Origin of the sequence: Promicromonospora sp. NPDC060271 (assembly GCF_042726755.1) — a bacterium.
In the GTDB taxonomy this organism is placed as follows: Bacteria; Actinomycetota; Actinomycetes; order Actinomycetales; family Cellulomonadaceae; genus Promicromonospora.
The window spans coordinates 32,929-46,073 of record NZ_JBHXBG010000006.1; the positions used below are offsets into that span (position 1 = coordinate 32,929).

Sequence of the window (13,145 nt, forward strand, 5' to 3'; positions counted from 1 at the left end):
GGGGCGGGTGCACCTCGCCCGGCTGGTCTGGAGTCCGCGACTGCTCGAGTACGACTTCGGACCCGGGCACCCCATGTCGCCCACCCGCCTCGACCTCACGATGCGGCTCATCGAGGCGCTCGGCCTGCTGGACCGGCCCACGCTCGAGCTGGCGGAGGCCGAGCAGGCGTCGGACGCCGTGATCGAGACCGTGCACGACGCCGACTACGTGGCCGCCGTCCGGCACGCTGGGACGACGCTGGAGCCGGACGTGGCGCGCGGGCTGGGCACCGACGACGACCCGCTGTTCGCCGGGATGCACGAGGCCGCCGCGCGACAGCTCGGCGGGTCGGTCGATCTCGCCGACGCGCTCTGGACCGGCGAGATCGCGCACGGCGTGAACATCGCAGGCGGCATGCACCACGCGATGCCTGGCGCGGCCTCGGGCTTCTGCGTCTACAACGACGCCGCCGCCGCCATCCGCCGTCTGCTGGACCGGGGCGCGGAACGAGTCGCCTACCTCGACTTCGACGCCCACCACGGCGACGGGGTGGAGGCGATCTTCTGGGACGACCCCCGCGTGCTCACCGTCTCGGTCCACGAGGACGGCCGCACCCTGTTCCCGGGGACCGGCGCCTCCGCCGACGTCGGACAGGGCTCCGCCGAGGGCAGCGCCGTCAACATCCCGGTCCCCGCCCGCACGACCGGCCCGGCCTGGCTGCGGGCGATCGACGCCGTCGTCCCCGCCCTGGTCCGCGAGCACCGGCCGCAGGTGATCGTCTCCCAGCACGGCTGCGACGCCCACGGGCGGGACCCGCTCTCCAACCTGAACGTCTCGGTGGACGCGCAGTGGACCGCGCAGCAGTGGACGCACGCACTGGCGCACGAGCACGCCGACGGCCGCTGGCTGGCCCTCGGCGGTGGCGGCTATGCGGTGTCCGACGTCGTCCCGCTGGCTTGGGCGGCCCTGGTCGCCGAGGTGGCGCACGTACGCCTGGAACGCGGCGCCGAGCTGCCGGAAGCGTGGCGCGCCGCGGTCGAGGCGATGGGCTTCGAGGCCGCACGCACGCTGGGCACGGCCGAGGTGCCGTTCCGGAGCTGGAGCGAAGGCTACGACCCGGCCGACGCCGTCGACCGCGCCGTCCAGGCCACCCGCCGCGCGGCCTTCCCCCTCTGGGGCCTGGACCCCCTCCTGGACTGAGGGCAGGCCGCCCCCGCCGGGCTGGTCGGCAGTTCGTCAGGTGGTCGGCAGTTCGTCAGGTGGTCGGCAGCTCGGAATGCCGATCACCTGACGTATTGCCGACCGCGCGGCGGAGTACATGCTCCGTTCACCCCTGTTACATCCGGGTCCGGGAACCTCGGGCCCATGCGACGTCGCTTCGCCGCCCTGCCGGCCGCCCTGCTGCTCCTGTCCACCATGGTCCCGGCCTCGGCCGCCGCGAGCGGCGGGCACGTCCGGCCGACGTCGGCCCCGGCCACCGTCACCACCTCGGTGGAGACGCCGCCGCTGTACGACGACGAGGCCGGCGGCAACGCCTCGGGCGACGATCCCGCGATCTGGGTCCACCCGGAGGACTCGAGCCGGTCGCTCGTCGTCGCGACGGCCAAGGAGGGCGGCCTGCGCGCCTACTCCGTCGCCGCGACCGAGCTGCAGTCGCTCGCGGCCACGGCCGCCCCGCGCGCGGACGGCGTGCCCGGCCGGTACAACAACGTGGACATCGCCTACGGCCTGGACGTGGCAGGCAGGAAGACGGATGTCGCCGTCGTCTCGGACCGGTACAACGACCAGATCCGCTTCTTCGCGATCGACCCGGCCGGGGCCGACGCCGCGCAGCCGCTCACCGAGGTGACCGCCCCCGAGCTGGAGTTCCTGTTCAGCCCGGACCGGGAGACGGTCGCCGAGAACCAGACGGCCTACGGCCTGGCGGTCTACCAGCGTCGCGGCCAGACGTACGCGGTGGTGACGCAGGAGGGCAGCACCACCATCGCCACGGCGCGGATCACCACCGGCCCGGACGGCGTCGGCTACACCGACGTCGAGCACCTGGCGATGCCCGGCGAGTTCCCCCTGCCCGACGGCACCACCTGGGTGCCGTGCGAGGAGCCGGGCGTGGCACCGCAGCTGGAGGGGCTGGCCGTCGACCGCCGCACCGGCACGCTGTACGCCACGCAGGAGGACGTGGGCCTGTGGCGGGTCCCGCTCCCCCTCGGCTCGGGCGAGCCACGGCTGGTGGACCGGGTGAAGGACTTCGGCGTGCACGACGCCTACGACCCCGAGACCGAGGAGTGCGCCCCGGTGGACCCCGAGGCGCCGTCGTACGGGGGCAAGAACCTGGCGGCCGACGCCGAGGGCGTGGACATCTGGTACGGCCCCGGCCGCAAGGGCTACGTGATCGTGTCCAGCCAGGGCGACGACACCTACGGCGTCTACGACCTGCGGGGCCGCAACCGCGCGCTCGGTACCTTCCGGGTGGCGGGCGACGGCGTCGACGACGTCAACGGGTCGGACGGCCTCGCGGTCTCCAACGCGCCGGTGGGCGAGTACCGGTCCGGGCTGCTGGTCACCCACGACGAGCCGGAGACGGGCCCCGACGTCGACCCGGAGCGGGACGCGACGGGCTTCTCGTACGTCCACTGGGGCGACGTCGCAAAGGCCCTCCGCCTCCGCTGACCACATGTCAGACGTACAGGTCACTCCGGTGACCTGTACGTCTGATACGTCTATGCCGTGCGGCGGCGGAGAGTGAGGACGCCCAGCGTCGCCGCACCCACGATGAACAGGGCGATCACGGCCACGGCGCCACTGATGTCCGCCCACTCGTCACCCGCCGCGAGCGACGTCATCGCCTCTATGGCGTAGGTGAGCGGGAACGCGCGCGACAGCCACTCCAGCACCTGCGGCATCTGGTCGCGCGGCATGAGCAGGCCGCAGGTGATGAGCTGCGGGAACAGGATGGCGGGCATCATCTGGACCGCCTGGAACTCGCTGCGGGCGAGCGCCGAGGCGGCCAGGCCGAGGGTGCAGCCGAGGATGGCGTCCAGCAGCGCCACCACGACGACGAGGCCGAGCGGGCCGGCCACGTCCATCCCGACGAGCAGGGCGAACCCGACCACCACCAGGGCCTGGAACAGCGCGAGCGTCGCGAACGCCAGGCCGTAGCCCGCCACGAAGTCGCCCTTGCGGATGGGCGTCGTCATGAGCCGCTCCAGCGTGCCCGACTGCCGTTCGCGCAGCGTCGCCACGCTCGTGACCAGGAACATCACGATGAGCGGGAACAGGCCCACCAGCATCGGGCCGAACCGGTCGAGCACCTGGGGCTGGTCGTCGAACATCCAGGCGATCAGGCCGATCAGCAGGCAGGGCAGCAGGATGATCAGGGCTACCGTGCGGTGGTCGCCGCGGAGCTGGGCCAGCACGCGGCTCGCGGTGGCGAAGGTCAGGTTCATCGCGCCGTCTCCTCGGTGGTCTCGCCGGCAGTGCTCTCACCGACGGCGGTGTCGCCGGCGGTGCGCTCGCCGGCGCCGGCGGCGTCGATCAGGGCGAGGAACGCGCGTTCGGCGTCGGGGGCCCCGGTGGTGGCAAGCAGCTCGTCGGGAGTTGTGTCGGCGACGAGGGCCCCCGACCGCATGAGGAGCAGCCGGTCGCACTGCACCGCCTCGTCCATGACGTGGCTGGAGACCAGGAGCGTGCACCCGGCGGCAGCGAGCCTGCGGAACACGGCCCACAGGTCGCGGCGGAGCACCGGGTCGAGGCCCACCGTCGGCTCGTCCAGCACGAGCAGCTCGGGCCCGCCGACCAGCGCGGCGGCCAGGGAGACCCGGGAGCGCTCGCCGCCCGACAGCGTGCCAACCCGCTGCTTCTCGTGCCCACCGAGATCGACGGTGGCCACGGCGGTCGCCACCGCCTCGGCGGGCGAGGGGACGCCGGCGAGAGCCGCGAAGTACCTGAGGTTCTGCGCGACGGTGAGGTCGGTGTAGACGCTGGCGTCCTGCGTCATGTAGCCGACCCGGCGCCGCAGCGCGGGGGTACCGGCCGCGCTGCCGAGCACCTCCACCGTGCCGGTCACGCGGTCCTGCACGCCCACGACGGAGCGCATGAGCGTCGTCTTGCCAGAGCCGGACGGCCCCATCAGCCCGACGACGGATCCGGCCGGCACCGCGACGTCCAGCCCGTCGATGATCGGCCGGCCGCCGCGAACCACCCGCAGGTCCTGGATGACCACCGCATTTTTCCTCATGTGAGGAATTATGCTCCCGCGTCCGGCTGCCGCGCAAGGTCTCCCGTGAGGTAACGCTGGATGGTGGGGCCGGCGAGCGCCGCGACCTCGGCGGGCGTCATCGAGGCGATGGGCTCGACGGGGACGAGGAACCGCGTCATCATGAGCCCGGCCATCTGTGAGGCGACGAGGGCCGTGCGCAGCGGCGCGTCCGGCGTGTCGAGCGTGCGCAGCACCGGGCCGAGGATCGCGGCGCCGATGAACTGGGGCAGCAGCCCGCGCAGCCCGGGGTCGGCCATGACGGCGGGCACCGCCACGCGCACCGTGGTGCCGCCGTCGTACTCCCAGGCGTCGAGCACCGTCTCGACGAGGCGCTCCCCCAGGGTCTCCACGGGGCCGTCCACGACCTGCTCCATCAGCTTGCCCGGCTCGATCTCCGTGACGCCGAGCGTTGCCGTCAGCAGCCGCGCCTTGTCGGCGAACCAGTGCCGCACGGTGCCCGGGTCGACGCCTGCCCGCCGGGCGACCGACCGCAGGGACGCCGCCTCGTACCCGCGCTCCAGGAACTCCGCCCGGGCGGCGGTCAGGATGTCGGCGCGTGCGTCCTGCCCGGCGGGACGCCGTCCGCGGCGCGAGGTAGGGGCGAGTTCGGCCATCTGGCCATTCTCGCCCAGGCACGACCACCGCGAAGTAGAGCGCCTGTCCCGCTCCCGCACGAGGCAAGCCTCGCGCGAAGGGGACAGGCGCTCTACTTCGCGGCCATGGGTCAGCGGGCGGCTGCGGTCCGCTTCTTGTTCCAGACGTCGAACGCGACGGCCAGGAGCAGGACGATGCCCTTGACGATCTGCTGCGTCGACTGGTCGATGCCCATGAGCTGCATGCCGTTCGACATGACGGCCATGATCAGGCCGCCGACCATCGCACCGGTCACCGTGCCGATACCGCCGGTCACGGCGGCGCCACCGATGAAGCACGCCGCGATCGCGTCGAGCTCGAACATGTTGCCCGCGGCCGGCTGCGCGGCGCTCGACCGGGCGGAGTACACGATGCCCGCGATCGCGGCGAGGAAGCCCATGTTCACGAACATCCAGAAGTTCACGCGCTTCACGCGGACGCCGGAGAGCTGCGCCGCGGCGAGGTTGCCACCGATGGCGTAGACGTGGCGGCCGAACACGCTGTGCTTCGTGATCAGGGTGTAGACCATGACCAGCACGGCCAGGATGATCAGCACCGCGGGCAGACCGCGGTACGTGGCGAGGTTGTACGCGAACCACATGACGACTGCCGCGACGACCACGAGCTTCAGCACGAAGAACGCCGGCGCCTCGACCGTCTGCTTGTACGCGATGCGCGCGCGGCGCTGGCGCCACGAGTTGTACGCGAAGCCGAGCACACCGATGGCGAAGATGACGAGCGTGAAGGTGTCGTAGCCGTAGCCGCCGAGCAAGCCGTTGAGGAAGCCCGAGGCGATGTTCGAGTACTCCGCCGGGAACGGCGAGAGCGAGACGTTGTTGAGCACCTCGAGCGTGAGGCCACGGAACAGGAGCATGCCCGCCAGCGTCACGATGAACGCCGGGATGCCCACGTAGGCCACCCAGAACCCTTGCCACGCCCCGACGAGCAGTCCGGTGCCGACGGCGGCGAGCACGCCCACCCACCACGGCTGACCGCCACGGATGACGATCACGGCGGCCACGGCTCCGGTGAGTGCGACCACCGAGCCCACCGACAGGTCGATGTGCCCGCCGATGATGATGATCACCATGCCGATGGCGAGGATGAGGATGTACGAGAACTGCAGCACGAGGCTGGTCAGGTTCCGCGAGCTGAGCAGCAGGCCGTCGGTCAGCACCGAGAACAGCACGACGATCAGCACGAACGCGATGTAGATGCCACTGGTGCGGATGTTCCGGGTGAACAGGTCCCGGAGGTTCGTGATGCCGGTCATGCCTTCGTCTCCTGTGCGTTCTCCTGGGTCATGAGAGCCATGAGCCCTTCCTGGGTGGCTGAGGCAACGTCGACCTCGCCAGTGATGCGGCCGAAGGCCAGGGTGTAGATGCGGTCACAGATCCCGAGGAGCTCGGGGAGCTCCGAGGAGATGACCAGCACGGCCTTCCCGTCCGCGACCAGCTTGTTGATGATGGTGTAGATCTCGTACTTGGCGCCGACGTCGATGCCGCGCGTCGGCTCGTCGAGGATCAGCACCTCGGGAGCGGTGTACAGCCACTTGGACAGCACGACCTTCTGCTGGTTGCCGCCCGAGAGCTTGCCGACCTCCACCAGCACGTTGGGGGTGCGGATGTTCATGGACTCGCGGTACTCCTCCGCGACCTTGAGCTCCTCGTTCTCGTCCACGAAGCCGTTCTTCGACAGCTTGCCGAGGCCTGCCGCCGAGATGTTGCGCCGGATGTCCTCGATGAGGTTGAGGCCGTACTGCTTGCGGTCCTCCGACACGTAGGCGATACCGGCCTTGATCGCGTCGGGCACCGTGCGGGCGTCGATCTTCTCGCCGTGCACGTATGCGGTACCGGAGATGTCCCGGCCGTAGGAGCGGCCGAACAGCGACATCACGAGCTCCGTACGCCCGGCGCCCATGAGGCCTGCGATACCGACCACCTCGCCGGCCCGCACGTTCAGGTTCGCACCCTTGACGATGACGCGCCCGGGCTGGGTCGGGTGGTGCACCGTCCAGTCCTCGACGCGCAGCACCTCCTCGCCCGGGTGCGACTCGCGGTCGGGATACCGGTTGTCGAGGTCGCGCCCCACCATGCCGCGGATGATGCGGTTCTGGATCGCCTCGGACGAGGTGCCCGCCTCGGCCATGTCGAAGGTCTCGATCGACTGGCCGTCGCGGATGATCGTGGTGCGGTCGGCGATCTCGGCGATCTCGGCGAGCTTGTGGGAGATCATGATCGACGTGATGCCCTGGCTCTTGAACTGCCGGAGCAGGTCGAGCAGGTGCTCGGAGTCGTTGTCGTTCAGCGCCGCCGTCGGCTCGTCGAGGATGAGCAGGCGCACGTCCTTGGAGATGGCCTTGGCGATCTCCACGAGCTGCTGCTTGCCCACACCGAGCGCCGAGATGGGAACCGTCGGCGACTCGCTCAGGCCGACCCGCTCCAGCAGCACTGCCGCCTCGGCGTTGGTCTTGTTCCAGTCGATGGCGCCACCGGCGCGGCGTCGCTCGTTGCCGAGAAAGATGTTCTCGGCGATCGACAGGTACGGGACGAGCGCGAGCTCCTGGTGGATGATCACGACGCCGCGGGCCTCGGAGTCGTTGATGTTGCCGAACTGGGCGGTCTCGCCGTCGAGCACGATGTCGCCGTCGTAGGTGCCGTGCGGGTACACCCCCGACAGCACCTTCATCAGGGTGGACTTGCCCGCCCCGTTCTCGCCGCAGATGGCGTGGATCTCGCCCCGGCGGACGGTGAGGTTGACGTCCTGGAGTGCCTTGACCCCGGGAAATGTCTTGGTGATGCCGCGCATCTCGAGGATGTCGGTCGGCGCCGAATCGGCCATGCCAGTCCTTGTCGCGTACTTGTCGCCAATAGTGATGTTGCAGGTGCCCGACGCCGGTGGCCGAGCTTGTCGGTGCGGGGCTCCGACAAGCTCGACCACCGGATCACCGCACGAGGTCAGCGGCGTCGGACCGGTACTGCCTTGAGGTCAGTCCTACTCGTCGACCTGGCCGGACGCGACCTCTTCCTCGGTGAGGTAGCCGGACTCGACGAGCTCGGCCTCGAGGTTGTCCTTGGTGACGATCACCGTGGGGAGCAGGTACGACGGCACGACCTTCACGCCGTTGTCGTAGGTCTCGGTGTCGTTGGCCTCGGGCTCGTTGCCCTCGAGGAACGCCGTCGCCGCGGTGACGGCCTGCTCGGCCAGGAGGCGGGTGTCCTTGAAGATCGTCGAGTACTGGTCGCCGTCCACGATCAGCTTGGCCGAGGCAGCCTCGGCGTCCTGGCCGGTGATGATCGGCATCTTCAGGTCGCCCTTGCCGTAGCCCGAGTTCTTCAGGGCGGTGATGATGCCGCGCGACAGCACGTCGGCGGGGGCGAGCACGCCGTCGACCTTCACGTCACCCTTGGTGTACGTGGAGGTCAGCAGGTTCTCCATACGCTCCTGCGCACCCTCCTGCTCCCAGCGCTGGATGGCGACGGTGCCGAAGTCGGTCTGCTCGGAGGGCACGACGAGCGTCTTGTCGTCGATGTACGGCTGGAGCACCGACATGGCGCCCTCGAAGAAGAACCCTGCGTTGTTGTCGTCGGGCGAACCGGCGAAGAGCTCGACGTTGAACGGGCCCTCGGGTGCGTCCGCGGCCTCCTCGCCGTTCTCGTCGAGGATGCCCAGGCCGGTCAGCAGCGAGGTGCCCTGCTGCACGCCGACCGTGTAGTTGTCGAACGTGACGTAGAAGTCCACGTTCTCCGAGTCGCGGATGAGGCGGTCGTAGGAGATCACCGGGATGTTCGCGGCTGCGGCGGCCTCGAGCTGGCTGCCCAGCGCGGTGCCGTCGATCGAGGCGATGATGAGCGCCTCGGCACCCTTGTTGATCATCGCGTCGATCTGCTGCTGCTGGGTCGGGATGTCGTCACCCGCGAACTGCAGGTCGACGTCGTACCCGGCCTCCTCGAGCCCGGACTTGACGGCGTCGCCGTCCGCGATCCAGCGCTCGTACGTCTGGGTGGGCATCGCCACGCCGACGAGACCGCCCTCCTCGCCGTCCCCGGCACCGCCACCGCCACCTGCGCCGGCACCGCCGCCGCCGCACGCGGCGAGCGAAACAGCCATCGTGCCCGTCGCCAGCGCAGCCAGACCGCGCTTGGCCCACAGCTTCCTTGCCATGACATCTCCTCTTCGAGTTTGCCCGGGCAACGTCTCTGCAACCCGGCCGACTTCACATTGTGAACGCAACAGATTGTGAACGCTCACACGTCCGTTGGTCAAAACCGGGTCGGCTGAACTTAGCCAGAACCGACCGGTGACCGTGCCCACCGTAGCCGTGGTCGAGGGCCGGTAAGGGGAACTTACTGGATGGTTACGGCATCGATACAGTCAACTCTTGAATCCGGGAACCGTCGTCCTGGGTAGTCCGCCCCACCGGACACCCCTGGCGACAGCCCGCCCTACCAGGGCTTCTGCTGGAGAGAGGGCTGCGACCAGCAGGCCCACCGGGTCGAACGCGCCCGCGGCGCCGGTAGTGAGCAGCAGCACAGTGCCCATCCCGGGTCGCGGCAGCGGCAAGATCACCCGGACGAGGCGCCGGATCTCACCCGCTGTCAGGAGATCGGCTGTTCGAGCTGCCGGCCGCCCGGCGCCTCGCCGACCACCTGCACGAGCTCCGTGCCGCCCGGCTGGACGCCCACGACGCGGCTGTCCTGGCCCGGTACGACGTCGCCCGTCGACTCCCGTCCGATGATCCGCGAGTCCGGTACCACCCTCCGGAACGGCGCCGGGTCGCCGGTGGCGCCGATGCGCTCAAGCAGCAGCTCGACGGCGGTGCGCGCGATCTGGTCCCGGCCCGGGTCCACGGAGGACAGCGCGGGAACCGCGTACTTCGCGTCGTCGACGTCGTCGAACCCGATGAGCGCCACCTGGCCCGGGACGTCGATCCCGTGCGCGTGCAGGGCGTGCAGGGCGCCGAGGGCGAGCGCGTCGTTGAGCGCGAAGACCGCGTCGATCTCGACGCCCTCGTCGAGCATGCGGCGCATCGCCTCCGCGCCGGTGGAGCGGTGCCAGAGGCCCGCCTCCCCGATGAGCGCCGGATCGTGCGGCAGGCCGGCCTCCGCCAGGCCTTCCAGGTAGCCGGTGGTGCGCAGCGCCGCGGACCCGACCCGCTCCCCCTCGTGCCCCCCGATCAGCGCGATCCGACGGCGGCCGAGCGACGCCAGGTGCAGGGTCGCCGCCTTGGCCGCCGCCACGTTGTTCATCGTCACGTGGTCGGCGGGGGCGCCGAAGACGCGCTCGCCCAGGATCACTATCGGGAAGTCGACGGCGAACAGGGCGATGTCGTCGGGGCCGAGCGCGAGCGGCGAGAAGATCAGCCCGTCCGTGAGGTGCCTGCGCCGGCCCGAGAGCACGTCGGTCTCGCGCTCACGGCTGGCGCTCGTCTGCTCGATCAGCACGGTCCATCCAGCCGAGTCAGCGGCGGAGATGACCGAGTCGGCGAGCTCCGCGAAGTACGGGAGCGAGAGCTCGGGGACCGCAAGGGTGATCAGCCCCGTGCGCCGCGTGCGGAGGTTCCGGGCGGACATGTTGACGCGGTAGCCCAGGTCCTCGATGGCGGCCTGGACCCGCTCACGGGTCGCGGCGCGGATGTACGGGTAGCCGTTCACCACGTTGGACACCGTCTTGATCGACACGCCTGCGCGCTGCGCCACGTCGTGCATCGTCACAGCCACGCTGCCAGCCTCCACTCGGCGAGTTTTTCCCACAGGGTAGAGGACCGTCGTCGCTCGCGCGTCGCCGATCGGCTAATGTTCATCGTTGTAGAAACACCGACCGATCCAGCGAGGAACAATGACGACCTCCCGTACCCGCGTGCTGCTGCACCCCGACTTCACCGTCGGCACCGTCGACCGCCGCCTGTTCGGCTCCTTCGTGGAGCACCTCGGGCGTGCCGTCTACACGGGCATCTACGAACCGGGCCACCCGACGTCCGACAGCAACGGCTTCCGCCGCGACGTCGCCGACCTGACGCGCGAGCTCGGCGTCACGACCGTCCGGTACCCGGGCGGCAACTTCGTCTCGAACTACCGGTGGGAGGACGCCGTCGGGCCCGTCGAGCAGCGCAAGCCGTTCCTCGATCTCGCGTGGCGCACGGTCGAGCCCAACGTGGTCGGCACCGACGAGTTCCTGCAGTGGGCCGAGCGCGAGGGCATCGAGCCCATGATGGCCGTCAACCTCGGCACCCGCGGCGTCGAGGAGGCGGTGGCCCTGCTCGAGTACTGCAACGGGGAGGCGGGCACCCGCTGGGCAGACCTGCGCATCGCGAACGGCCGCGAGAAGCCGTACGGCGTCAAGCTCTGGTGCCTGGGCAACGAGATGGACGGCCCCTGGCAGGTCGGACGCAAGGACGCGCACGAGTACGGCAAGCTCGCCCGCAACGCGGGGCGCGCGATGAAGCAGGTGGACCCGTCGATCGAGCTGGTGGCGTGCGGGTCGTCCTCCATGGAGATGCCGACGTTCGGCGAGTGGGAGCGCACGGTCCTGGAGTACACGTACGACCTCGTCGACCACATCTCGATGCACGCCTACTACCACGAGCGGGACGGCGACCGCGCGTCGTTCCTCGGGTCGGGCACGGCGATGGACCGGTTCATCGAGCGGGTCGTGGCGTCGGCCGACGCCGTGGGCGCGCAGCACCGCTCGGACAAGAAGATCACCATCTCGTTCGACGAGTGGAACGTCTGGTACCAGAGCCGCTTCCCGGGCGAGGACAACCTGCCGGTCCAGAGGGACGCGCCCCGCATCATCGAGGACGTCTACTCCGGGCTCGACGCCGTCGTGGTGGGCGACCTGCTGGTCACGCTGCTGAACCATGCGGACCGGGTGCCGGTCGCGTGCCTCGCGCAGCTCGTCAACGTGATCGCGCCGATCATGACCGAACCGGGCGGCGAGGCCTGGCGGCAGCCGACCTACCACCCCTTCGCGACGACGGCGCGCCTGGCGCGGGGCGAGGCGCTCGACCTGCGCGTGACCACGTCCACCATCACCACCAAGGACCACGGCGAGGTCCCCGCGGTCACGGCGGCGGCGACCCTGGCCGACGGCGCCGTCGCGCTGTTCCTGACCAACCGCTCCGCCGAGCCGGTAGAGGTGGAGCTGGCCCACCTGGGCGCGGCGCTGGACGTCACCGAGGGCTGGGCCATGACGGCCGACCACGACCCCGCCGTCGCCGGGCCGGAGCATGCCGAGAAGGTGACCACGGAGCACTGGGGCGAGTTCGACGTCGCGGGCCGCGTCGCCGCGGGCGACGGCGCGACGACGAAGGTGACCCTCCTCCCGGAGTCCTGGACGGCGCTCTCGGGAACCCTCACGACCCACTGAAATTCGCCGAGGTAGAGCACCCGTCCGGACGGGTGCTCTACCTCGCGGGCCCGGGTTCGCCGAGGTAGAGCGTGCGTCCCGACGTGCGCTCTACTCCGCCGGTCGGCCGAGGTCGAAACCGCCGTCCGCCTCCGCGGCCCGCCAGAAGTCGCGCAGCATCTCCTCCGGGGTGTGCAGGTTGTGCCGGCTCGTCACCGGCTCCTCGTCGCCCGAGATGGCCTTGACCTCGTCGTGGATGCGCTCCATCGAGGTGTCCAGCGACCAGGCGACGTCCGCCGCGAGCTTGAGCGAGTCCGTGAGGTGGCGGGGCACGTCGCCGTCGTACTTGTAGTAGATCTTGTGCTCGAGGCTCGCCCAGAAGTCCATGGCGATGGTGCGGAGCTGGATCTCGACGACGACGTCCTCGACCCGGTCGGACAGGTACACCGGGATCTGCACGATGAGGTGGAGCGACTTGTACCCGGTCGCCTTCGGGTGCTTGATGTAGTCGCGCTCCTCCAGCAGCGTCAGGTCCGCCTGCTTGAGCAGCATGTCGCGGACCAGGTAGATGTCGTTGACGAAGCTGCAGGTGATCCGGACGCCGGCGATGTCGAACATCTTCGCCCGGACGCCGTCCGGCGTCAGCGGGATGCCCTTGCGGCGGCACTTGGCGACTATCGACTCGAACGACTTGAGCCGCGAACCCACGTGCTCGACGGGGTTGTAGTTCTGCATGTGCCGGAACTCGTCGCGCAGGATCGAGACCTTGGTCATCACCTCGTCGATCCCGAACTTGTAGGTCAGCACCAGGCGGCGCAGCTCTGCGACCAGCTTCCGGAGCTCGGCTGGATCTGGTGTCGGGTGTTCCCGGAGGTCCTCGGGCAGCGTGCTCACGGGGTCCACCGTACGGCTTGCGGGTGACGCTGT

Annotated in this window: 11 protein-coding genes; 3 read left to right on the plus strand and 8 right to left on the minus strand. The window is 70.1% G+C overall.

The features are described 5' to 3' along the window. Window positions 1-7: 7 nt before the first annotated feature. Window positions 8-1,180, plus strand: a complete 1,173-nt coding sequence (locus ACFWE2_RS01965; protein ID WP_377222522.1) for an acetoin utilization protein AcuC — start codon at window positions 8-10, stop codon at window positions 1,178-1,180. 165 nt (window positions 1,181-1,345) lie between these two features. Continuing rightward, window positions 1,346-2,650 (plus strand): phytase, encoded by a 1,305-nt coding sequence (locus ACFWE2_RS01970; RefSeq protein ID WP_377222523.1) that lies wholly within the window; start codon window positions 1,346-1,348, stop codon window positions 2,648-2,650. Window positions 2,651-2,700: 50 nt separating this feature from the next. Here ACFWE2_RS01970 and ACFWE2_RS01975 read toward each other — a convergent pair whose 3' ends face one another. The 7 genes from ACFWE2_RS01975 to ACFWE2_RS02005 form a co-directional block, all read right to left on the minus strand. Next, window positions 2,701-3,426, minus strand: a complete 726-nt coding sequence (locus ACFWE2_RS01975; RefSeq protein ID WP_377222524.1) for an ABC transporter permease — start codon at window positions 3,424-3,426, stop codon at window positions 2,701-2,703. Beyond that, window positions 3,423-4,217 carry an ABC transporter ATP-binding protein gene (locus ACFWE2_RS01980; protein ID WP_377222525.1) on the minus strand — a complete coding sequence of 265 codons (795 nt, stop codon included), beginning with the start codon at window positions 4,215-4,217 and terminating at the stop codon, window positions 3,423-3,425. Before ACFWE2_RS01980 ends, ACFWE2_RS01975 begins: the two co-directional genes overlap by 4 nt. Before the next feature lie 8 nt (window positions 4,218-4,225). After that, window positions 4,226-4,852, minus strand: coding sequence for a TetR family transcriptional regulator (locus ACFWE2_RS01985; protein WP_377222526.1), 627 nt, complete (start codon window positions 4,850-4,852; stop codon window positions 4,226-4,228). Window positions 4,853-4,962: 110 nt separating this feature from the next. Next, the gene (gene mmsB, locus ACFWE2_RS01990; RefSeq protein ID WP_377222527.1) at window positions 4,963-6,144 is read right to left on the minus strand and encodes a multiple monosaccharide ABC transporter permease; all 1,182 of its coding nucleotides are present in this window, start codon (window positions 6,142-6,144) and stop codon (window positions 4,963-4,965) included. After that, entirely contained in the window at window positions 6,141-7,712 is a 1,572-nt protein-coding gene (mmsA, locus tag ACFWE2_RS01995) for a multiple monosaccharide ABC transporter ATP-binding protein (protein WP_377222528.1), read from the minus strand. Before mmsA ends, mmsB begins: the two co-directional genes overlap by 4 nt. A 153-nt stretch (window positions 7,713-7,865) precedes the next feature. Further along, window positions 7,866-9,035 carry a multiple monosaccharide ABC transporter substrate-binding protein gene (gene chvE / locus ACFWE2_RS02000; RefSeq protein ID WP_377222529.1) on the minus strand — a complete coding sequence of 390 codons (1,170 nt, stop codon included), beginning with the start codon at window positions 9,033-9,035 and terminating at the stop codon, window positions 7,866-7,868. 434 nt (window positions 9,036-9,469) lie between these two features. After that, window positions 9,470-10,591, minus strand: a complete 1,122-nt coding sequence (locus tag ACFWE2_RS02005; protein ID WP_377222530.1) for a LacI family DNA-binding transcriptional regulator — start codon at window positions 10,589-10,591, stop codon at window positions 9,470-9,472. 118 nt (window positions 10,592-10,709) lie between these two features. Between ACFWE2_RS02005 and ACFWE2_RS02010 the strand changes: the two genes are divergently transcribed. After that, window positions 10,710-12,239, plus strand: a complete 1,530-nt coding sequence (locus ACFWE2_RS02010) for an alpha-N-arabinofuranosidase (RefSeq protein ID WP_377222531.1) — start codon at window positions 10,710-10,712, stop codon at window positions 12,237-12,239. Between the two features lie 90 nt (window positions 12,240-12,329). On the opposite strand, the gene ACFWE2_RS02015 is transcribed toward ACFWE2_RS02010, so the two are convergent. Continuing rightward, the gene (locus ACFWE2_RS02015; protein WP_377222532.1) at window positions 12,330-13,112 is read right to left on the minus strand and encodes a GTP pyrophosphokinase family protein; all 783 of its coding nucleotides are present in this window, start codon (window positions 13,110-13,112) and stop codon (window positions 12,330-12,332) included. Between the last annotated feature and the right edge of the window lie 33 nt (window positions 13,113-13,145).

Coding starts and splice junctions, on each gene's coding strand:
- ACFWE2_RS01970 (WP_377222523.1), top strand. CDS start 1,346: ATGCGACGTCGCTTCGCCGCCCTGCCGGCCGCCCTGCTGCTCCTGTCC.
- ACFWE2_RS01975 (WP_377222524.1), bottom strand. CDS start 3,426: ATGAACCTGACCTTCGCCACCGCGAGCCGCGTGCTGGCCCAGCTCCGC.
- chvE (WP_377222529.1), bottom strand. CDS start 9,035: ATGGCAAGGAAGCTGTGGGCCAAGCGCGGTCTGGCTGCGCTGGCGACG.
- ACFWE2_RS02010 (WP_377222531.1), top strand. CDS start 10,710: ATGACGACCTCCCGTACCCGCGTGCTGCTGCACCCCGACTTCACCGTC.
- mmsB (WP_377222527.1), bottom strand. CDS start 6,144: ATGACCGGCATCACGAACCTCCGGGACCTGTTCACCCGGAACATCCGC.
- ACFWE2_RS01980 (WP_377222525.1), bottom strand. CDS start 4,217: ATGAGGAAAAATGCGGTGGTCATCCAGGACCTGCGGGTGGTTCGCGGC.
- mmsA (WP_377222528.1), bottom strand. CDS start 7,712: ATGGCCGATTCGGCGCCGACCGACATCCTCGAGATGCGCGGCATCACC.
- ACFWE2_RS01985 (WP_377222526.1), bottom strand. CDS start 4,852: ATGGCCGAACTCGCCCCTACCTCGCGCCGCGGACGGCGTCCCGCCGGG.